Annotated in this window: 11 protein-coding genes; 3 read left to right on the top strand and 8 right to left on the bottom strand. The window is 71.7% G+C overall.

Annotated features, from left to right (window positions below):
* Positions 1 to 85: 85 nt before the first annotated feature.
* The 5 genes from glgB to treZ form a co-directional block, all read right to left on the bottom strand.
* Positions 86 to 2,368, bottom strand: a complete 2,283-nt coding sequence (glgB, locus tag ACLBYG_RS13670; protein ID WP_447681792.1) for a 1,4-alpha-glucan branching protein GlgB — start codon at positions 2,366 to 2,368, stop codon at positions 86 to 88.
* Positions 2,365 to 5,643 (bottom strand): maltose alpha-D-glucosyltransferase, encoded by a 3,279-nt coding sequence (treS, locus tag ACLBYG_RS13665; protein ID WP_447681791.1) that lies wholly within the window; start codon positions 5,641 to 5,643, stop codon positions 2,365 to 2,367. The genes glgB and treS overlap by 4 nt, the downstream gene beginning before the upstream one ends.
* 149 nt (positions 5,644 to 5,792) lie before the next feature.
* Positions 5,793 to 9,188 (bottom strand): maltotransferase domain-containing protein, encoded by a 3,396-nt coding sequence (locus ACLBYG_RS13660; RefSeq protein ID WP_447681790.1) that lies wholly within the window; start codon positions 9,186 to 9,188, stop codon positions 5,793 to 5,795.
* Between the two features lie 217 nt (positions 9,189 to 9,405).
* On the bottom strand, positions 9,406 to 14,307 hold the full coding sequence (locus ACLBYG_RS13655; protein ID WP_447681789.1) for a malto-oligosyltrehalose synthase: 4,902 nt from the start codon (positions 14,305 to 14,307) through the stop codon (positions 9,406 to 9,408).
* Positions 14,304 to 16,109 carry a malto-oligosyltrehalose trehalohydrolase gene (gene treZ, locus ACLBYG_RS13650; RefSeq protein ID WP_091677702.1) on the bottom strand — a complete coding sequence of 602 codons (1,806 nt, stop codon included), beginning with the start codon at positions 16,107 to 16,109 and terminating at the stop codon, positions 14,304 to 14,306. The genes ACLBYG_RS13655 and treZ overlap by 4 nt, the downstream gene beginning before the upstream one ends.
* A gap of 285 nt (positions 16,110 to 16,394) precedes the next feature.
* On the opposite strand from treZ, the gene ACLBYG_RS13645 reads away from it, so the two are divergent.
* Complete coding sequence (locus ACLBYG_RS13645; RefSeq protein WP_447681810.1) at positions 16,395 to 17,264, top strand: hypothetical protein; 870 nt, start codon at positions 16,395 to 16,397, stop codon at positions 17,262 to 17,264.
* 91 nt (positions 17,265 to 17,355) lie between these two features.
* Here the strand turns inward: ACLBYG_RS13645 and ACLBYG_RS13640 are convergent, their stop codons facing one another.
* A complete protein-coding gene (locus tag ACLBYG_RS13640) occupies positions 17,356 to 17,631 on the bottom strand; it encodes a YiaA/YiaB family inner membrane protein (protein WP_020093331.1) in 276 nt (91 codons plus the stop codon).
* A 48-nt stretch (positions 17,632 to 17,679) separates the two neighbouring features.
* Positions 17,680 to 18,354, bottom strand: a complete 675-nt coding sequence (locus ACLBYG_RS13635; RefSeq protein WP_447681788.1) for a PspA/IM30 family protein — start codon at positions 18,352 to 18,354, stop codon at positions 17,680 to 17,682.
* Between the two features lie 105 nt (positions 18,355 to 18,459).
* On the opposite strand from ACLBYG_RS13635, the gene ACLBYG_RS13630 reads away from it, so the two are divergent.
* Positions 18,460 to 19,086, top strand: coding sequence for a TetR/AcrR family transcriptional regulator (locus ACLBYG_RS13630; protein ID WP_447681787.1), 627 nt, complete (start codon positions 18,460 to 18,462; stop codon positions 19,084 to 19,086).
* A 68-nt stretch (positions 19,087 to 19,154) separates the two neighbouring features.
* Here ACLBYG_RS13630 and ACLBYG_RS13625 read toward each other — a convergent pair whose 3' ends face one another.
* Positions 19,155 to 20,831: a cache domain-containing protein gene (locus ACLBYG_RS13625; protein ID WP_020093328.1), complete on the bottom strand. Its 1,677-nt coding sequence runs from the start codon at positions 20,829 to 20,831 to the stop codon at positions 19,155 to 19,157.
* Between the two features lie 176 nt (positions 20,832 to 21,007).
* Here ACLBYG_RS13625 and ACLBYG_RS13620 point away from each other — a divergent pair, with 176 nt between their 5' ends.
* On the top strand, positions 21,008 to 22,048 hold the full coding sequence (locus ACLBYG_RS13620) for an ABC transporter substrate-binding protein (RefSeq protein WP_447681786.1): 1,041 nt from the start codon (positions 21,008 to 21,010) through the stop codon (positions 22,046 to 22,048).
* Positions 22,049 to 22,059 lie beyond the last annotated feature (11 nt).

Here is a 22,059-nt window from a genome sequence, read left to right as displayed (position 1 = left end):
TTGACCGCCGGCGGGCCTGGATCCCGGGCTCCGCTGCGCGGCCCCGGGACGACGCGGTGACGCCTGGGCGAAGGCGAAAGTCTCCTCACCCCTCCAGCAGGAAGATCATCGTGGCGAGCGGCGGCAGGGTCAGCGACAGGCTCTGACCCTGGCCGTGGCTCGCCTGATCGTCGGTGTGGCGGCCGCCCTGGTTGCCCAGGTTGGACCCACCGTAGACCCCGGCATCCGAGTTGAACGCCTCGCGATAGAAACCCGCCTGCGGCACGCCGATCCGGTAGCCCTCGCGCGGCACCGGCGTGAAGTTCGACACCACGATCGCCACCTCGCCGGGCTTGGCACCCTTGCGGGCCCAGGCGATGACGCTGTTGTCCTGGTCGTCCGCCACCAGCCACTGGAAGCCGGTATGCTCGACGTCGCGGCCGTAGAGGGCCGGGGTCGAGACGTAGAGCCGGTTCAGGTCGCGGATCACGCTCTGGACGCCCTTGTGCAGGGGATCGTCCAGGAGGTGCCAGTCCAGGCTGTTGTCGTGGTTCCACTCCCGCTCCTGGCCGAACTCGCCGCCCATGAACAGCAGCTTCTTGCCGGGATGCCCCCACATGAAGCCGTAATAGGCCCGGAGATTCGCGAATTTCTGCCAGCGGTCGCCCGGCATCTTGCCGAGCAGCGAGCCCTTCCCGTGCACGACCTCGTCGTGGGAGAGCGGCAGGATGAAATTCTCCGAGAAGGCGTAGAGCAGCCCGAAGGTCAGGTTGTGGTGGTGGTAGCGGCGATGGATCGGATCCTCCTGCATGAAATGCAGGGTGTCGTGCATCCAGCCCATGTTCCACTTGAAGCCGAAGCCGAGGCCGCCCGTGTAGGTCGGGTGCGAGACGCCCGGCCAGGAGGTCGATTCCTCCGCCACCGTGATCGTCCCCGGGGCGTGGCTGTAGGTCGCCTCGTTGGTCTTGCGCAGGAAGTCGATGGCGTCGAGGTTCTCGTTGCCGCCATAGCGGTTCGGGATCCACTCGCCCTGGCGGCGCGAGTAGTCGAGGTAGAGCATCGACGCGACGGCATCGACGCGCAGGCCGTCGAGGTGGTAGTGCTCCAGCCAGAACCGGGCGTTGGCGGCGAGAAAGGTCGCGACCTCGGTCCGCCCGAAATTGTAGATGTAGGTGCCCCAGTCCTGGTGGAAGCCCTGGCGCGGGTCGGCGTGCTCGTAGAGGTGGGTGCCGTCGAACAGGCCTAGCCCGTGGGCGTCGAGCGGGAAGTGGCCCGGCACCCAGTCGAGCAGCACGCCGATTCCGGCCTCGTGGGCCGCGTCCACGAAGGCGGCGAAGTCCTCAGGGCTTCCGAAGCGGCTCGTCGGCGCGAACAGCGAGACCGGCTGGTAGCCCCAGGACCCGTCGAACGGGAACTCGGTGATCGGCAGCATCTCGATATGGGTGAAGCCCAGATCCTTGACGTAGGGGATCAGCCGGTCGCCGAGTTCCTTGTAGGTGAGGTAGCGGTTGCCCTCCTCGGGCACCCGCGCCCAGGAGCCGAGATGGACCTCGTAGACCGAGATCGCCGCGTGGCGCGGGTCCTTGGCGCCGCGGGTGCTCATCCAGCCGGAATCGCGCCAGTCGAAGTCGCTCGACCCGTGGGTGACCGAGGCGGTCTCCGGCGGGTGCTGGGCCGCGAAGGCGACCGGGTCGGCCTTGAGCGGGACCAGGGATCCGTCGGGGCCGCGGATCTCGAACTTGTAGCGCACGCCGGCCTTGAGGCCCGGCACGAACAGCTCCCAGATGCCGCCGTCCTGCCAGAGGCGCATCGGGTGGCGCCGCCCGTCCCAGTCGTTGAAGTCGCCGACGACGCTGACCTTGCGGGCGTTGGGCGCCCAGACGGCGAAGCGGAAGCCGTCGATGCCGTCGAGCTGCCCCGACTGGGCGCCGAGCATCCGGTAGACGAGGTTGGTGCCGACCTCGCGGAGCGCCGCCACGTCGTACTGCTCGATCGAGGAGCCGAAGCCGTAGGGGTCGTAGCGGCGCCGCTTCGTCCCGTCCCAGGACTCGACCTCGATCTCGTAGAGCGGCCGGTGCTCGCCCTCGACCTTGGCGACCCAGAACCCGTCCGGATGGCGCTTCTCGAAGGGCGCGGTGCGGCCGTCCATCACCAGGGTGGCGGCCCGCGCCTCGGGCAGCACGGCGCGCACCTCCCAGGCCTTCGGCCCGACCCTGTGGGGCCCGAGCACCGCGAAGGGGTCGCCGTGGTTGGCGGCCATCAGCGCGGCGATCGCGTCCGGGTGGACGCTCGGCGGCTGCGCGGCGCCGGAGCCCGGGACATCCGCGGTCCGCGCCGTCCCCGCGCCCGGGTCGGCCCGTCGTGCGAAGGTCTCGTCGATCGCCGTCATTCAGATGCTCCGGGCTCGTGTCCGTCCGTGTCCAGAATGGTGAGAACCCCACGGGCGGGGATTTCGATCCAGTCCGGCCGGTTGTTGGCCTCGTAGTCGACCTCGTAGAGCGCCTTGGTCAGCAGGCAGAGGCGCAGCAGACGGGTCCGGCTCTCCGAATCGGTCACCGCCGCCCGGGAGCCCTCGACCGCCGTCTCGTAGCCGGCGAGGAACGCCGCCTCGATCATGCCGCGCCACGCGGTCGCCGCGTCCCGCGCCCGCTCCTCGGAATCGGCGAACCGCGCGGTGATCTCCCGGATCACCGTCTCGGCGCCGTACGCGAAGGAGCGCATCAGCCCGGCGACGTCCCGCAGGGGCATCGACTTGGCCCGGCGCTCGTCGGCCGGCCGCGAGGGCTCGCCCTCGAAATCGACGATGATCAGGTCGTTCTCGGCGACCAGCACCTGGCCCAGGTGGTAGTCGCCGTGGATGCGGGTCTTGTGGGCGCCCCGGACCGGCGCTTCGGTGAGCGCGGCGATCAGCGCCTCGACCTCGCCCCGGCGCTGGGCGAGCTCCGCGCAGGCCGGCTTGCCGGCGTCGAGGCCGCGGTCGGCGAGGCCCTTGAGCGCCCGGAAGGCGCGCTCGGCCTGGTGGCGGGCGTCGCGCGCCAGCACGGCGAGGTCGTCCCCGGTGAACGGCTCGGCTGCGAAGGCCGGGTCGTCGGTCTCGATGGCGAGCGCCGCGTGCAGCTCGGCGGTGCGCCGGCCGAGCAGGTCGGCCCAGGGCCGGTGGGCCTGGAACGCCTCCTCGGGGGTCGCGGCCTCGCTCTCGGGCGTGAGCACCACGGTCTCGAAGTCCCGGCGCAGGCCCTCCAGCATCAGGGTCCAGGCGTCGCCCTGGTTCATCACGAACTTCTGCAGGACCGCCAGGGCGGTCCGGGTGCCGTCCTCGGCGACGTGCTCCAGGGTGCCGAGCAGGGCGGGGGTGTTCGAGAACCCCGCCTGCTCGGTGAGGAAGCGGCCGACCTCGATCTCGGGGTGCAGGCCCGGCTGCAGGCGGCGCAGCAGCTTGAGCATCATCTTCGAGCCGATGGCGATCGAGGTGTTGCTCTGCTCGCCCGAGAGCCGGCGGATGTCGGCCACGTCGACCGTGACGTCCGGGTCGAAGGCCGAGGTGACGGCGAAGACGAGCCGCCCGGTCTCCGTGGGGATCTCGCGGGCCTGCCGCATGTCGTCGATCAGGCAGGCGGCGAAGTCGTTGGAGCCGGCCGCCCCGTAGAGCAGGCCGGTGCGCGGCCCCCGGCGCACCCGCGCCACCGCGAAGGGCATGAGGGTCTCGTCCTCGCGGCCCTCCTCGACGCCCACGGGCACGAAGTATTCCTGGGTCTCGCCGCTGGCGAGCTGCACCTGCAGCCGCGGCAGCAGGAAGCGCGCGCTGCCGTCGACGTCCTTCAGGGCGGCGCAGTCGACGACCTTCGTGGCCTTGATCCGCGAGCCCTTGGCGCCGAACCAGCGCCGGCTCGTCAGGAACGGCGGCACCACGGTGCGCTCGAAGGCGACGCGCTCGCGCCCGCTCATCAGGGTCTCGATCCCGCCGGTGAGCACGAGGGTGAACAGCTCGGGCGGCTCCTGCTGCGGGCCGATCACCCCCGACCGGGCGGCGCTCAAGGAGAACCAGTAGAAGCCGTAGGACGGCAGGGTCAGCAGGTAGGGCAGGTCGCCGATCGGCGGGAACTCGGTGCCGCCGGTCAGCTCGATTGGCACCGCGGTGCGCAGCTCCGACAGGTCGAGCTGCACCGCCTGCGGCGCGCGCGACAGGTTCGCCACGCACAGGATCCGCTCGTCCTCGTGCTCGCGGATCCAGGCGAGCACCTTCCGGTTCGACGGGTACAGGAACTGGATGGTGCCGCGCCCCAGCGCGACGCTGTTGTTGCGGATCGCGATCATGCGCCGCGTCCAGTTCAGCAGGCTCGTCTGGGCCTGGGTCTGCGCCTCGACGTTGATCGCGTCGAACCCGTAGATCGGGTCCTGGATCGCCGGCAGGAACAGCTTCTGCGGGTTCGCCCGCGAGAAGCCGCCGTTCCGGTCGGGCGACCACTGCATCGGCGTGCGCACGCCGTCGCGGTCGCCGAGGTAGATGTTGTCGCCCATGCCGACCTCGTCGCCGTAGTAGAGCACCGGCGTGCCGGGCATCGACAGGACGAGGGACTTCATCAGCTCGATCTTGCGCCGGTCGTTCTCGAGGAGCGGCGCGAGGCGTCGGCGGATGCCGAGGTTGATCCGGGCCCGCCGCTCGGCGGCGTAGAACGACCAGAGGTAGTCACGCTCCTCGGCCGTGACCATCTCGAGCGTCAGCTCATCGTGGTTGCGCAGGAAGATCGCCCACTGGCAGCCCTCCGGGATCTCCGGGGTCTGGCGCATGATGTCGGTGATCGGGTGCCGGTCCTCCCGGGCGATCGCCATGTACATCCGCGGCATCAGCGGGAAGTGGAAGGCCATGTGGCACTCGTCGCCGTCGCCGAAATACTGCGCGGTCTCCTCGGGCCACTGGTTGGCCTCGGCGAGCAGCATCCGGTCGGGGTAGCTCGCGTCCAGCGCGGCGCGGATCGCCTTGATGACGTCGTGGGTCTCGGCGAGGTTCTCGCAGTTCGTGCCGTCGCGCTCGATCAGGTAGGGGATCGCGTCGAGCCGCAGGCCGTCGACGCCCATGTCGAGCCAGTAGCGCATCACGTCGATGACCGCTTCCAGCACCTTCGGGTTGTCGAAGTTGAGATCCGGCTGGTGACTGTAGAACCGGTGCCAGAAATACTGCTTGGCGACCGGGTCCCAGGTCCAGTTCGACGCCTCGGTGTCGAGGAAGATGATCCGCGTGTCCTTGTACGGCTCGTCGGTGTCCGACCAGACGTAGAAGTCGCGCTCGGGCGAGCCGGGAGGGGCCTCGCGGGCGGCCTGGAACCAGGGGTGCTGGTCCGAGGTGTGGTTGATGACGAGCTCGGTGATGACCCGCAGACCCCGCTCGTGCGCCGCCTCCACGAAGGCCTTGAAGTCCTCCATGGTCCCGTAGGACGGGTTGATGTCCCGGTAATCGGCGATGTCGTAGCCGTCATCGCGCAGCGGCGAGGGATAGAACGGCATCAGCCAGATCGCCGTCACGCCGAGATCGCGCACGTAGTCGAGGCGCTGGGTCAGACCCTCGAAATCCCCGATCCCGTCGTTGTTCGAGTCGAAGAACGACTTGACGTGGATCTGGTAGATGATGGCGTCACGGTACCATTGCGGGTCGCTGCGATCGATCATCGCGTCGCTGCCTCATCGGTCGAGTCTGACGGGACCGGCGGGGGACCCGGCCGGGGCGCGGGCGGCGGGCCGCCGCGCGGGTGCGAGGGTCGGCGACGGGAATTCCCGCCGCCGCATTCAAGGGCCATGGCCGAGTGCCACGCGCGGCCTCAGCCCGCAACCCGCCGCGGCGCCCGGAGGCGCCAGATCACGCAGGATCGCTCGGCCGGATCGAGGGCGATGCGGTGGGTCTTGCCGCGCAACTCGAACGTGTAGCCCTGGAGCAGGTCCTCGACCTCGACGGCGCCGTCGTCGGGCAGGCCGAACAGCCAGAGCGGCACCTCGTAGGTGCATTCCTGGCGGTTCTTCGGGTCGAGGTTGACCATGGTGAAGACGCAGTTGTCGCGCTCCGGCGTCGCCTTGGCGTAGGCGATGATGTTGTCGTTCCAGGCACCCGTGAAGGTCACGTTGCGGAAGTCCCAGAGGGCGGGGTTCTCGCGCCGGATCCTGTTGAGCTTGACGATGTGCTCGCGGATGTTGCCCGGCCGGTCGTAGTCCCAGGCCTTCAGCTCGTATTTCTCGGAGTTGAGATACTCCTCCTTGCCCGGGTACGGCGCGGCCTCGCACAGCTCGAAGCCGTTGTAGATGCCGTAGACCGACGACAGGGTCGCGGCGAGCGTGCCGCGGATGACGAACCCCGCCCGCCCGCTGGTCTGGAGGAAGTACGGGTTGATGTCGGGCGTGTTGGCGAAGAAGTTGGGGCGGTAGTACTCGCCCATCTCGCCGGCCAGCTCCAGGGCGTAGTCGGTGAGCTCCTGCTTGGTGTTGCGCCACGTGAAGTAGGTGTAGCTCTGCTGGTAGCCGGCCTTGGCGAGCTTCATCATCATCTTCGGCCGGGTGAAGGCCTCGGCGAGGAAGATCGCGTCCGGGTAGCAGCCGTTGACCTCGCCGATCACCCATTCCCAGAACGGGATCGGCTTGGTGTGCGGGTTGTCGACCCGGAAGATGCGCACGCCGCGCGCGCACCAGCCGAGCAGGATGTCGCGCAATTCGATCCAGAGCGAGGGCAGGGCGCCCCCGTAGAAGTGGACGTTCGAGATGTCCTCGTACTTCTTCGGCGGGTTCTCGGCGAATTTCAGGGTGCCGTCGGGGCGCCACTCGAACCATTCCGGGTGGTTCTTGATCCAAGGATGGTCCGGCGAGCACTGGATCGCGAAGTCGAGGGCGATCTCCATGCCGTAGGCGTGGCTCGCCGCGACCAACCGCTCGAAATCCGCGAGCGTGCCGAGGTCGGGATGCACGGCCTCGTGGCCGCCCTCCTCCGCGCCGACCGCGTAGACCGAGCCGACATCGCCGGGCTCGGCCTTGAGGGTGTTGTTCTTCCCCTTGCGGTTGGTCCGGCCCACGGGGTGGATCGGCGTGAAGTAGAGGACGTCGAAGCCGAGCTCGCGGATCTCGGGCAGGCGCCGGATGACGTCGTCGAAGGTGCCGTGGCGGTTCACGTCCATCGACTGGGAGCGCGGGAAGATCTCGTACCAGGCGGAGAACCGGGCCGCGAGGCGGTCGGCGATCACCGGAAGGGTCACGGGATAGCGGGTCAGGTTCACCCGCTCGGCGTTCCGGCGCACGAGGCTCGACGCGTCGGGGGCGAGGATCCGGTCGAGCTGGGCGGCCGAGCCGGTCTCCTCGGCGGCGAGCGCGGCCACGAGCGCGGCGAGGCGCTCGGCGTCGCGGCCGCCGCGAGTCCGGGCGAGCGAGGCCGCGGTCCCGACGAGCGCCACGCCCTCGATCGTCTCGAGCCGCACGTCGACGCCGGCAACGCGCTTCTTCAGGGTGTCGCGCACCCAGGACGAGAAGGCGTCGCGCCACGCGATCAAGGTGAACTCGTAGCGGGCGTTCCGCTCCAGGGGGAAGTGCCCGGCCCAGCGGTCGTTGTCGACGAAGACCATCGGGTCCTCGCGCCAAGTCTCGCCTCCAGACGCCTCGGTGCCGGCGACCCGCGACAGGATCGCGGCGTCGATGATCTCGTGGCCGTCGGAGAAGATGTCGGCCTCGACCCGCAGGGACTCGCCGACGATCCGCTTCACCGCCGAGCGGCCGCCGTCGAGTTCGGGGCTGACCGCCTCGATCACCACCCGCCCCTCGCCGTCCGGGGTGCCGCGCCCGGGGAGCCGGGCGACCTCCTGGGTGCTTGCCGCGAGGATGCGCAGCTCGCCCGGCATCAGGTCGATGGCGCTGCCGGGATGGAACGCGATCGGCTCGGCCTCCGGGGTCCGGTCGACGAAGGCGCCGAGCATGCCGCCGGTGCGGGCGATGAGCGACCCGGCCTCGACCGGCACCGGCTTGTCGGTCGGGTTGTAGAGCACGATCAACCCGTGCCGCGCCGAGGCCGGGTGGCCGGTGTCGAAGCGGGCGAGCGCCACCAGATCGCTGTCGGGGGCCGAGATCCGGATCTGCGCGCCCTCGACATTGGCGGCCGGCAGCTCCGCCCGCAGGGCGTTGATCGCCCGAATGGAGCCGGAGATGTCGATGCCGGTCTCGTTCTCGCGGTCGCGCGGGGTAGTCTCGACCACGTGCAGCGCCCGCCGGTAGCCCCACTCGTAGCCGATCGGCATGAGCACGCCGGCCGAGAAGAAGGCCGCGAGCGCGTAGCGGGTGCGCAGGTGCGCCGCCACCGCCTCCGGGCCGCCGCCGATCTCGGCGGCGAGCCGCGTCATGTCGTGGTTCTCGGGGAAGGCGATCGAGGGGGCCAGCACCCGCAGGCGCTCGTACTGCTCGAGCGCCCAGGGCTTCCTCAAGTCCCACCACGCGAAGGAGTTGAACAGGTAGTCGAAGCCGGCGCCGGCCGTGGCCCGGGCCTCCTCGAAGGTGCAGCCCAGGGTCTCGGCGGCAAACAGGCAGGCGGGGTCTTGGCTCTTGGCCTGCCCGATCAGCACCCGCCAGGTCTCCGGCGGCACCTTGTAGGCGGCGTCGCACCGGAAGCCCTTCACGCCGAGGCCCTGGAGATGCGCCACGTAGGCGCCCCAGATCCGGGTGAGTTCGTCCCGGGCGGAGGGGGTGTGGTAGTCGAGCTCGGCCAAGTCGCCCCAGACGGTGCGGATCGACGGGTCGTCCGGGTCGACGGCCGCCGGGTGCATGATCGAGCCGTCGGGCTCCTTCATGAACAGGTCGGGCCGCTCGGTGGCGAGCCGGGCGTTGTCGGCGGTGTGGTTGATCACGAGGTCGGTCATCACCGACAGGCCCAGAGCCGCGGCGGCGGTGCAAAAGCGGCGGATTTGCTCGTCGTCGGGCGTGCCGTCGGGGTCGCGGAACCGCTCGTCCAGGCGCTCGGGATCGGCGACCGCGTAGAGGCTCCGCGAGCCGCCGGTCTGGTGGAACGGGTTGAGGTAGACCCAGTCGAAGCCGAGGGCGGCGATCCGCGGCAACTCGGCCGTCCAGTCCGAGACGCGCCCGACCAGGAGCGGGAACAGGTTGTAGATCCGCGGCCCCTCGGCCCGGGGGGCCAGCGCGGCCGGCAGGACGGCCGCGGCCCCGGACGTCGCAGCGGCTTTGGTCGGTGCGTTCATGCTGCCTCTCGGCTCCCGTTCCCAGTGTCGTAACGCCCGAACCGCCGGGCTGTGCCGCGCGATCCGGTCCGACGTGTCTCAGCAGAGGCGCGTGACAGGGCTGCGGCGGGGCCACCGGAAGACGCGCCCGGACCGCCGCCGTCTCTGCGAGCGGCGCCACGCTGATCCAGGTCGCGCTGCCCTGGGTCGCCTCGCTCCGCTCGCGATGACGGCGCGGTCACGGTTCCCGCCGCAGCACCGCGTAGGGGAGGTCGCGCAGGAGAGCGCCGAGATCGGCCCCCTCCCCCTCCACCACCCGCCCCGAGGCGAGGTCCCGCCAGCGCGTCCCCGCCCCGAGATCGACCCGGGTGCCGGCAAAGGCCTCGCCCGACCAGACGGCTTCCCCGACGAAGCCCGCCACCAGCCGCGGCACCGCCACGAACAGGTCGCCGCCCTCTTGGACGGGGTCGGTCCGCCGGTAGGCGATGACGTGGTCGGCCCGGGCGCCGGTGGCCGCGACGGGCTCGTAGGCGGCGCTGGCGTAGAAGTCCGGGCGCTCGGCCCGCTCGGCGAGGAGCCGCGTCAGCGTCGCCTGCTTGACCCGCCCGTCCGGCCAGTGGCCTAGCAGCTCCGCGGGCGCCCCGCCCTCTTCCAGCATCCGCTCCAGGGCCGGGTAATCCACCGGGCGGCGGTTGTCGGGATCGACGAAGGAGAAATCCCAGATCTCCGTGCCCTGGTAGGTGTCGGGCAGGCCCGGCAGGGTGCATTTCAGGACCGTCCGGCCGAGGCTCGCCAGCATGCCGAGATGGGCGAGCCGTCGGGCGAAGGGCCGGAGTTCGCTCAGGAAATCCGACCCCGGGGCGATCAGCGCCGTGAACAGCCGCTTGACCGCGCCCTCGTAGACCTCGTCGACGTTGACCCAGCTCGACCGGCGCTTGCCCTCCCGCATGGCCTTCTCGCCGTAGGCGATCAGCCGGTCCCGGAAATCCGCGATCGCCCCGGCCTCGTCCCGCTCCAGAAGCTCCAGCGGCCAGGCGCCCAGGATCGCCTGGAAGAACATCCACTGGTCGTTGGCGTCCGGGGCCGGCTCGCCGTCGATCCGGGCGAGGTGCGGGCCGGCGACCCGCTGCCACAAGTCCCAGGCCTTGGCCCATTCCTCGGGGATCTCCGAGAGGGCGAGCAGCCGCGTGCGGGCATCCTCGCCGCGCTTGGTGTCGTGGGTCGCGGTGGTGATCATGGCGCTCGGCCAGTCCCGGGCGCGGGCGATCTGCAGATCGTGGAAGTGCTCCGCGTCGATCCCGTACTCGCCCGGATCGCCGCCGACCTCGTTGAGGCCGAGGAGACAGGCGTAGCGGTAGAACAGCGTGTCCTCCAGGCTCTTGGCCATGACCGGGCCGGTGAGCTGCTGGAACCGGCGGCGGAAGCGCAGCACCACCCGCGGGTCCGGCCGGCCGGGCCCCGCCGTCTCGACCCGCCCGAGCAGGACGTCGGCGGCGAAATCGTGGACCGAGCGGTCGGGCAGGCTCGACCAGCGCTTGGCCTTCGCGACGGCGCCCTCGATCAGGCGGACATCCTCGGGCTCGACCTCGCCCTCCTCCAGATCCGACGGCAGGTAGCTCCGGTAGGTCGGGAAGCGCGCGATGATCTCGATCAGCGCCCGGCGCAGCGCGTTGACGGTGAAGTCGCGGGTGCGCCGGTCGGCGTCGGCGACCTCCTTGAGGTCGGTGGTCAGCACCTCCAGCTCGCTCGCGAAGCTGATCTCGAGAATCTCGGCCTTGGCGGCGCGGAGCTGGAAGCCGTAGGGCTCGTCGAACCCCGTGGCCCAGGTGTAGAGCCGCTCGATTTTCCCGCGCCGGCTCTTGTCGACCAGGATCCCGTCGAGCTGGTTGAGCACGTCGTAGCCCGTGGTCCCGGCCACTGGCCAGGGCCGCAGCCGCTCGCCCGGCTCCAGGATCTTCTCGACGACGACGTAGAAGCCCGGTCCGACAGCCGCCTGGAGCGCCCTTGCGTAGCCCAGCGGGTCGGCGAGGCCGTCGATATGGTCGATGCGCAGGCCGTCGATCCGGCCCTCGCGGACGTGCCGGAACACGGTCTCGTGCGAGCGGTGGAAGATGTCGGACAGCTCGACCCGCAGGCCGGCGAGCGAGTTCACGTCGAAGAAGCGGCGGTAGTTGATGTCGCTCGACGCCACCCGCCAGTGGGCCAGCCGGTAGGCCTGCGCCTCCAGCAGCCGGTGCAGCGGCCCGAAACTGTCCGGGCGGCCTTTGAAGCCGTTGAGCAGCGCCAGCGTGCTGGCGGTGGCCTCCTGGATCAGCGGCGACACGCCGTAGATCTCGGCGAGCCGGCGCTTCAGCCCCTCGGCCTCCTCGGGGAAGCCTTTGCGGCGGGTCTCGTCGGTATCGATCGACATCGCCCGCAGCCGCTCGGAGATGGCGAGCAGTTCCGCGGTGGTGTCGTCGTCCACCGCCCCGATCGCGGCGATCACCCGGTTGAGGATGGTCGGGTAGCTCAAGGGCCGGATCGGCAGCTGGTGCTCGTAGTGCCAGACGCTGAAGGCGCCCGTCTCGGGGTCGAACTTCAGCTCCAGCGTGCCCTTCTCCAAGGCCTCACCGTAGCGGTCGCCGAGGAACGGGATCACGAGGTTGCGCCCGGCCCCGAGCCGCTGCCAGTCGATGTCGAAGGCGTCGGCGAAGGGCGACAGGGAGCCCCATTCGAGCACCGAGAGCCACCACGGATTGTCGGAGCCGCCGACGCCCATGTGGTTCGGGACGATGTCGAGCAGGAGCTTGATCCCGTGGGCGTGGAGCGTCTCGGAGAGCGCGATGAAGCCCTCCTCGCCGCCGAGCTCCGGGTTGATCGCGCCGTGATCGACGATGTCGTAGCCGTGGGTCGAGCCGGGCCGCGCCTTCTGGAGCGGCGAGGCGTAGACGTGGCTGATCCCGAGCCGGTGCAGGTAGGGGACGATCCGGCCCGCATCCGCGAAGGTGAAGTCCTTGTGGAACTGCAGCCGGTAGGTCGCGCGCGGCGGCGGCGCGGCGAGCCGCGCGGCGCCCGAGCGCGGGCCCCGCGCCTCGGCCGAGAGGGACGCCGCGAGCTTCGCCAGCGGCCCGCCGGGGGCGGCGATGTCCACGAGATCCCGGTCGAGCTTGCGCCGCCAGTTCGGGTAGCCCTCGGTCGAGCCGGGCACGTTGGCCTGGGCGAGTTCCGAGACCACGTCCTCGTACTGGACGGCGGTGAGCATCGCGGGCGCGCGGGCGAGGTAGCGGGCGGCGGCCTCGAAGGGCGCGGAATCCGGCGGCTCGGCGGAGGGCAGCAGCTGCTCGGCCGCCAGCGCCTCGGCGAGGCGGCGGCGCTCGACGACGCGCTCGCCCCGCTCGGTCTCGGCCCGCTCCTGGTCGTAGAGGCCGAGCGACTGGCGGGTGTCGGTGTCGACCCCGCGCCACCAGCCGACGAAGGTCGGCAGGTCGTGGGTGGTGATGGCGGTGAGCGCGTCCCGCGGGTAGGCCGAGGGCGGCTTGAACCGGCCGTCGGCCTCGCGCTCGAAGGCGAGGATCCGGTAGCTCAGCACCCCGGCCCGCATCAGCGCGTCGGAGAAGCCCTCGGGCGCGGTGCCGAGGTCTTCCGCGATCACCAGGCACTTGTTGCGGTGGCTCTCCAGCCGCAGCACCGCCAGCATCGGCTCGAACGGCATGGCCACGTAGGCGCCGGCCTGGGCCCCCGCGCCCAGCGGGATCAGGAACAGCCGGGCGAGCTGGAAGGCGTGGTCGATCCGGATCGCGCCGGCGTGGCGCATGTTGGCCTGGACCAGGGCGCGGAAGGCCGCGAGCCCGTCGCGCTCCATCGCCAGCGGGTCGAAGGCCGGCAGGCCCCAGTTCTGGCCCTTCGGTGCCAGCAGGTCCGGCGGCGCGCCGATCGAGACCTTGTCGGCGAAGCGCTCCGGATGCGACCAGATCTCGGAGCCGCCCCGGTCGGCACCGACCGCGAGGTCGCGGTAGAGCCCGACCCGCATGCCCGCGCCGAGCGCTGCCGCGGAGGCCTCGGCGAGCTGCCGGTCGGCGAGGTATTGCAGCCACGCGTGGTAGCCGACCAGCTCGGCACTCTCCGCCGCGAAGGCGCGCACCGCCTCCGTGCCGGCGCGGCGATAATCCTCCGGCCAGTCGCCCAGCCAGTGGGCGCCCTGCTGCCGGAAATGCTCGGACAGCGCCTCGAACACGGCGTGCGACTCGAGATCCTCGCCGCCCTCCTGACGGAAGCGCTCGAAACCCGCATCGGTCCCGGCCCGAGCCGGCGACTCCGCCCAGAGCGCCCGGAGCACCGGATCGAGCACGTCATGCACGCCCTGGTGATCGACGAGGGCGGCCTCGCGCAGTGCCCGGATCGCGTCTTCCCGCTCGGCGAGCAGCGCCTCGGCCCGGGATCCGGCAAGCCCCGGCAGGCTGCGCGGCGCGATGAACAGGGTCTCCAGGAACAGCCGCGAGGAGGGCGAGTAGGGCGAGATCTTGGTCCGGTCTGATCCGAACAGAGCGTGGACCGGGCTGAGCCCCAGGAACGCCGCGCCGCGCAGGGCGGCCTCGCGGGCGGCCTCGCCGGCATCCGCGTAGGTGCCGATGCCGATATTGCTGCCCGAGCGCAGGCCGTAGAGCTGGGCGGCCATGCCCCAGTCCGAAGCCCCCTCCTCCGTGTAGGGGCGCGGGCGCCAGCAGCGCTGGGGCGCGGCGATCACCCAGGCTTCGGTGCGGGTCTGCCCGGCCTGGACGGTCAGGCGATGGTAGCCCGGGGTCAGGGGCGGCAGCTCGAAGCCCGGCTCGGACCCGTGCGGGTTGGCCCTGCCCTCCCGGGCCGTGCCGCGCTCGTCCACGAGGCGCCAGACCAGGGTGTGGGGCGCGCCGTTCTGCGGACGCACCGGGACGCGGGCCGCCCGGCGGGCCTCCACCGGCAGGAGCGGCGGGATCAGGCCGCGGCGCAGGCGCTCGACCTCCGCGAGGCTCGCGGCGATCGCCGCCTCGTCCTCCACCGCGAAGCCGAGGGCCGCCAGCAGGCCGCGGCGCACCTCCAGCGACGTCTCGACGGGCTGGCCGAAGGCGTCGGTGTAGCCGGGGGCGACGCCGACGAGGTCGGCGAGTGTCTCGAGGCGGCTCACGCGCGGGACTCCGTCAGGAACACGCCCGTCCAGGACGGGAGATCGCGTCCGGCCCCGTCCGGGGCGTTGGTCCAGACCGGCCGGGCACCGCCCGGATCCAGCGCGAAGGGTTCGGTCCCGACATTGGCGACGAAGCGCAGGGTGCCGGTGCCGAAGCGCCACGTGCAGTCGACCACGTCCGGGCGCGGCATCGCGGCGGCGGCGCCGTCGTAGCCGGACTTCGCCAGGGGCACGACCACGTCGCGGCGCAGCCCCAGGAGCCGCGTCGTCTCGGCCAGCACCTCGCGGTGGGGCGAGCGCTCCCGCTCGGACCAGTCGAGCTTCGAGGCCGCGAAGGTCTCGGCCTCGGTCGGGTCCGGGATCTTGGAGGTGTCGTCCGCGAAGGCCGCGAAGCTCTTGAACTCCCGGCGGCGTCCGTCGCGCACCGCCTTGTTCAGGTCCGCGTCGGGCGCGAAGTCGACGAAGAACAGGAACGGCGCGGAGGCCGACCATTCCTCGCCCATCCAGAGCATCGGGATCTGCGGCGCCAGGAGGAGCCCGGCCCGGGCGAGGTCGAGTTTCTTGGGATCCGCGAGGTGGTTGAGCCGCTCGCCGAGCGCCCGGTTGCCGACCTGATCGTGGTTCTGCAGGAAGGTCACGAAGGCGGAGGGCGGCAGGTGCCCGGAGGGCTCGCCGCGCGGGTGGTTGTCGAGCGTCGGGAAGGGCTCGCCCTGGTAGGCGAAGCCCTCGGCGAGGCAGCGGGCCAGGTGGGCGACCGGTTTGTCGGCAAAGCTTTTATAGTAGCCGGCGTCCTCGCCGGTGAGCAGGACGTGCCAGCAATGGTGCAGGTCGTCGGCCCACTGGGCGTCGTGCATCTTCGGGCGCCCGGCGGCGTCGCGCTCCAGCCAGCGGGCCTGGTTGGCCTCGTTCTCCAGCATCAGGTGGATCTGCCGGTTCGGGAAGATCCTCCGGACCGTCTCGCCGAGCTCGGCCAGGAAGTGGCGGGGCGAATCGTCGAGGATGGCATGGACGGCGTCGAAGCGCAGGCCGTCGAAATGGTACTCCTCCAGCCAGTACAGGGCGTTCTGGATGAAGAACTGCCGCACCGTGGCGCCGCTCTCCTTGCCGTCGAAGTTGATGCCCGCGCCCCAGGGGGTCTGGTGGCGCTCGGTGAAGAACGTCCCGGCATAGGCGTGGAGGTAGTTCCCGGCCGGCCCGAAGTGGTTGTAGACCGCGTCGAGATAGACCATCAGGCCGAGCCCGTGGGCGGCGTCGATCAGGCGCTTGAGATCGTCCGGTCGACCGTAGGCGCCGTCCGGCGCGTAGGGCTGGACGCCGTCGTAGCCCCAGTTGCGCGAGCCCTTGAAGTCGGCGAGCGGCAGCAGCTCGAGGGCGGTGACGCCGAGCGCCTTGAGGTCGGGAAGCCGGGCCTGCAGGCCGGCATAGGTGCCCTCCGGCGTCGCGGTGCCGACATGGCACTCGTAGATCACCGCCTCCTCGAAGGGCCGCCCGGTCCAGCCCGCGTCGGACCACTCGAAGCTCCGCGGGTCGATCACCTCGCTGAGGCCCGAGACGTCGTCCGGCTGGAAGCGGGAGGCGGGATCGGGCACGACGAGGTCGCCGTCGACGCGGAAGCCGTAGCGGGCGCCGGGCTTCACCCCCGGCAGGGCCGTGCGGCGCCAGCCGCCGCCGGATTCGGGCAGCGGGTGGTCGACGCCGTCGACGACGAGGTCGACGCTCCGGGCGGTGGGCGCCCAGAGGGCGAAGCGGACGCCGCCCCCGACCATCTCGGCCCCGAAATCCATGCTGTGGGCGCGCCGCATCGGGCCACCGTCCTCGTCATTGGCCGCGCGACCGGGACGCAAGCGCGGCAGGATCATCTGTCGTGGGAGAAGGCCCCGGGCCCGATCCGGTTCCCGCAGCGCAGCTATGGCGGAGCGGCCGCGTGGCAATGGGGTATCGGCGGGCGTGACGGCGAGGTGACGGCCAGGTGACGGCGGAGGGCAGCGGCGTGACGGCGGGCCGCGCGGAAACTAAGCCGCAGTTCCGTCCGCGCGGGGCGGCCCTATCTTGCCCGGCCGGCACTCTCGTCGGTCTGGGAGCGGACACTGGGTCGGGCGCACATCATCGGCATCCACGGGCTCGCCAACAAGCCGCCCCGGGACGAGAAGGCCGCCTGGTGGCGCGCCGCGATCCGCGAGGGGCTCGACCGCAATCTCGGGCTCCGGGTCGCGGAGCCCGACCTGCCCTTCACCTTCGTCTACTGGGCGGACCTGCGCTACCCGCAGCCGCTCGCGGGCGACCGCAACCGCGAGCCCTACCGCCCCGATCACGGCCTCGGGCCGTTCCCCTCCCCGGCGGGGGAGCCGGAGCGCGCCGAGCCGACCCTCACCGACCGGATCTACCGCGGCCTGTCGCATCTGCAGGAGGCCGCCGGGCTGACGCCGGTGGACGACCTGATCCTGGAATACCGCCTCGACGACCTCTGGGGCTACTACGAGGACGCGGACTTCCGGGCGGCGGCGCGGGCGCGCCTGCGCGACGCCCTGGCGGCGGCCGCGGCGGACCGCGTGCTGATCGCCGCGCACTCGATGGGCGGCCTGATCGCCTACGACGTGCTGCGCGCCGCCGAGGCGGACGGGATGCCGATGCCCCGCTGCGACCTCGTCACCCTCGGCGCGCCCCTCGGGCTCGCCGAATTGAAGCTGAAGCTCGCCGACGAGCACGGCGACCTCCGGGTGCCTGCGGCGCTCGCCGCCTGGACCAACCTGATGGATCGCCAGGACATCGCCACGGTGGGCGACGACCTCGCGGCCCTCTACGCGCCGAACGCCGCCGGGGTGCGGGTGCGGGACGTACCGGTGATCAACGCCTACCGGAGGCCGGACGGCGCCGAGAACCGGCACAAATCCTACGGCTACCTGCGGACTCCGGAATTCGCCCGGGTCGTGGCCCGGTTCCTGGACGCCGCGGCGTGAGCGATCCGGGAGAGGTGCCGCGCTCCGCCGCGCGCCGCCGCCCCGACCCGGGACGCGCGCCGCCCGGGTCGGGGCGCGGGCCTGCCGGGCCTCAGAGCCGGCCCGGCACCACCTCGCGCAGGACGCGCTCCGTGGCGGCGTCCTCGATCTTGTTGATCAGCCGCTTCGCCTCGTGCTCGTCGCGCAGGGTCTTGGCCAGGGTGAAGGTCGTGCCCGTGAGGAACAGCGACGCCATGGCGAGGTAGCCCTTGATCCAGATGTCGGCGGGCAGGAAGAAGATGCCGAACGTCAGCATGGCGGCGGCGACGGCGAAGCTGACCAGCGTGAAGGTCTTCCAGGCGCCGGTATGGGGCATCTGCGGTGTCATGGTGCGGTCTCCTGAGGAAGGATCGAAGGGGAAGCGGTGCGGCGCCGGTCAGGCGCCGGCCCTGAGGCGGTCGAGCACGGCCCGCGGGTCGGTGCGGCGGCGGCCGTAGCCCGCCGCCTCGAGATCGGCCTCGATCCCGCCCGCGGCCTCGGCCTCGAGCGCGGTCAGCGCGGCGGCGACGTCCGCCTCGGCCGCCTGCCGCTCGCGCAGGCGCGCCAGCGTCCGCTCCGCCTCCCCGAGCGCCCCCGCCGACAGGGTCGTCACCCGGCGGCCCTCCAGTCCGGCCCGCCGCAGCGCCTCGGTGGTGCGGGCGGTCTGGAGCCCGCGGTCGAGGTCCCGCAGGCGCTCGCCGCCCTGCGCGACCAGGCGCTTCAGCCGCTCGACCTCCGCGGCGAAGCGCTCGGCGGCGGCCCGGCGGTCGGCCCGCTCGTCCTCCAGGGCGGCGATGTGGATCGCCGCCTCGGTCCCGAGATCCTCGCGCCCGTCGCTGAGCGCCCGCCGCGCCCCGTCCGACAGGGTGTCGATGCGGGTGCCGATGGCGTCGAGGGCGCGCGCCTCGGCGGCGTGGTAGGCCATGGCGACGGCGAGTTCCCGCCGGGCGGTCGCCAGGGCGCCGGCGGCGTCCCGGATCTGCTGGCGCAGGATCGTCACGGCATGGGCGTCGTGGATCGCCTGGGCGTTGTCGGCGATCACGCCGCGCATCAGGAAGGAGAGGGTCCTCATCACGGTTCACCTCGCGGGAACGACGGGCCGGACCGCGTCCGGATTTGATTGAACGTCGTTCATGAAACAAGTAAACACGGGACGTGCCGGGCTGCAAGGGATAAAATGAACGAGGTTCATAAAAAAGTGAGGGGGCGGCCGCGGAAGGAGCCCGGCGATCGGGCGGCCGATCGCCAGGCCCTGATCGCGGCCGCGGTGGCGATCCTGAACGCGGGCGGCGCGGCGGCGCTGACCGCCCGCGGCGTCGCGGAGCGGGCCGGCACGGCGGTCGGCTCGGTCTACACGCAGTTCGACAGCCTGGAAGTGCTGCGCCTGGAGGCGAACGCCGTCACCATGCGCCGGCTCCGGGACACCCTCGCGGGGGCGCTGGCGGCCTGTCCGTCGCGGGAGACGGAGGCGCGGCTCCTGTGCCTGGCCGACGCGTATCTCGCCTTCGCGGCCGAGCACCACGCCGCCTGGGCGGCGATCTTCGAGCGGCGCACGGTGGCGGCGCCGGACTCGGTGCAGGCCGACATCGCGGCCCTGTTCAGGATCCTGGAGGGGGTGCTGCGCGACGGCGGCCGCCTCGGCGAGGCGGCGATCCCCGTGATGGCGCGGGCGCTGTGGTCCAGCGTCCACGGCATGACCTATCTCGCCGATCTCGGCAGCCTGGGTCCCCTCGGGGTCAGCGACGTGCGGCCGATGATCGACGCGCTGGTGCGGGCCGCGGTCCGGGGCTTCTCCGCGGGCTGAGCGCCGCCCTGCCCGCCCGCGGGGCCCCGCCCCTCAGGCCACCCTCAGGCCACCCTCAGGCCGCGCCCTCAGGCAGCCTGGACCTCCGCCAGGAAGGCCTTCACGGCGTGGTCGAGCTCGTCCGAGCCGCGGGTGAGGTCGCGGGCGGCCGCCAGCACCTGCTCGGAGGCGCTGCCGGTCTCGTCGGCGCCGCGGCGCAGGTCGACGACGTTCTCGGACACGCCCTGCGCCCCGGTGGCGGCGCTCGCCACGCCGCGGACGATCTCCTGGATGGCGGCGTTCTGCTCCTCCATGGCGGCCGCGACCCCGACCGCGATGCCGCGCATCTCCTCGATGGTCCGGCCGACCGCGCCGATCGCCGCGACCGCGTCCCGGGTCTCGCCCTGGATCCGGCCGATCTGGCCGGAGATCTCCTCGGTCGCCTTGGCGGTCTGCTCGGCCAGCGCCTTCACCTCGGAGGCGACGACAGCGAAGCCGCGCCCGGCCGCGCCCGCGCGGGCCGCCTCGATCGTGGCGTTGAGCGCCAGCAGGTTGGTCTGGCCGGCGATCGAGGCGATCAGGCCGACCACGTCGCCGATCTTCTCGGTGCCGGCGGCGAGCGCCCGCACGGTCGCCTCGCCCTGGCGGGTGCTGATCGCGGCCTGCCCGGCGATCTCCGAGGCGCGGTTCACCTGCCCGGCGATCTCCTGGACCGAGGCCGACATCTCCTCAGTGGCCGCCGCGGCGGTCTGGACGTCGGCGGAGGTGCCGGCCGCCTGCGCGGCCACCGCGCCGGTGCGCTCGGTGGTGTGGGCGGCCGTGACGGTCAGCGTCCGCGCCGTCGCCTCGAGGTCGGCGGCCGCCGTCGCGAGGCCGCGGCTCAGGGTCCCGGCCCGGGTCTCGAAGGACCGGGTCAGCCGGTCGAGGGCGGCGGCCCGCCGGGCATCCCCGTCGGCGCTGGCGGCGGCGCGGGCGTCGGTCTCGGCCTTGGCGATCAGCGCGTCCTTGAACACCTGCACGGCGCCCGCCATGGCGCCGATCTCGTCCCGGCGCTCCCGTGCCGGCACCGGCACGGCGGTCTCGCCGGCCGCGAGGCGGTGCATGGCGCCGTTCAGCGCGCGCAGCGGCCGCGTCAGCCGCCGGCCGATCAGCGCCGCGAGCAGGCCGATCAGCGCCACCACCACGAGCATGCCGGCCGCCGCCTTCCAGGCCGCGTCCCGCAGGATCGCCGCGGTGTCGTCGGCGTAGATGCCGGTGCCGATCACCCAGCCCCAGGGGGCGAAGCCGCGCACGTAGGAGAGCTTCGGCACGGGGGCGTCGGCGCCGGGCTTCGGCCAGTAATAGTCGACGAAGCCCTGCCCCTGCCGCTTCACCGTCTCGACGAAGTCGACGAACAGGCGCTTGCCGGTGGGATCCTGCACGGCGGCGAGATCCTTGCCCTCCAGCTCGGGCTTGATCGGGTGGGCGACCATGCGGGGCTGCATGTCGTTGACCCAGAAGTACTCCTTGTCGTCGTAGCGCAGGGCCTTGAGGGCCCGGATCGCGGCGCCTTGCGCGTCCGCCCGGGACAGGCGCCCGGCCCGCTCCTCGCCCTCGAAATAGGCCGCGACCCCGTAGGCGACGTCCGTGAGGTTCCGCGTCTTGGCCATCCGGTCCTGCTCGACCTGGGATTTCAGGCTGACGAGCCCGATGCCCGAGACCGCGACGATGCCGACCAGCGCGGTGGCCGTGATGGTGTGGAGCTTCGCTCCGAGCCCGATCTTCACCCGCGCCCCCACGATGATGATTGCAAGAAGATGATTTCAACCTGCGATATTTTGCAGCTTCTGCGTTAGCGGAGCGTGAAGACGGCCTTGCGCGCGCCGGCCCGAGCCTGTCCACTCCCCGTCCAACGAAAGCCCGGCGCCGCTCAGGATCGCGCCGGGCCACAGGGAGAAGCGTCATGGTGCGTACGTCTCGGACGGGCTCGCTGCTGCCGGGCCGCCGTCGGCTCCTGCGGGCGGGATCGGTCCTCCTGCTGGCCGGGCTGGCGCTCGCCACCCCCGCCCGGGCCGACGATGCCAAGGTCCGGATCAGCCGGCAGCCGGGCTTCGTCTACCTGCCCGCGGTGCTGGCCGAGCAGCACAAGCTGATCGAGAAGCACGCCAAGGGCGCGGGCCTCGGGGACGTCACGGTGGAGTGGGTCAACCTGACGAGCGGCGCCGCCGGCAACGACGCGCTGCTCTCGGGCAACATCGACATCGTCGACAGCGGCTCGACCAACATGCTGCTGCTCAACGACCGCACCAAGGGCGACGTGAAGGGCCTGTGCGGGGTCGGCACCACGCCGATGATGCTGCTCACCCGCAATCCGGACGTGAAGGAACTCAAGGACTTCTCGTCCAAGGACAAGATCGCCCTGCCCTCCGTGAAGGTCTCGTCCCAGGCTGTGCTGCTGCAGATCGCCGCCAAGAAGGCGTTCGGGCCCGAGAACGCCACCAAGCTCGACCCGCTCACCGTCCAGCTCGGCCATCCCGACGCCGTGGCGGCGCTGGCGAGCCCGCACAACGAGGTCAACAGCCATTTCTCGCTGCCGCCGTTCCAGCAGCGTGAGCTGCAGGACCCGGCGATCCACAAGGTGCTCAATTCCTACGAGATGGTCGGCGAGCCGGTGAGCAACGCGATCTTCTACGCCCGGACCGGCTGGTACAACCGCAACCCGAAGCTCGCCGCCGCTATCGTGGCCGCCATCGACGAGGCCAATGCCGAGATCGCCCGGGATCCGCTGAAGGCCGCCAAGGACTACGTCGCGGCCACCAACGAGAAGACGCCCCCCGAGACCCTGGTCGAGATCATGAAGGAGCCCGGGACGAACTTCTCCACCACGCCCTACGGCATCATGCTCCAGGCCCGGCACTTCTACGCGATGAAGACCATCAAGACCGAGCCCAAGGACTGGAAGGACACGTTCTTCCCGATCGTCCACAACCTGCCGGGGCGGTAGGACCCCGGCCG

This window comes from Methylobacterium sp. D53M (assembly GCF_053345625.1).
The sequence above is the reverse complement of the archived record's forward strand: the minus strand, read 5'-3'. Positions and strand labels throughout refer to the sequence as shown.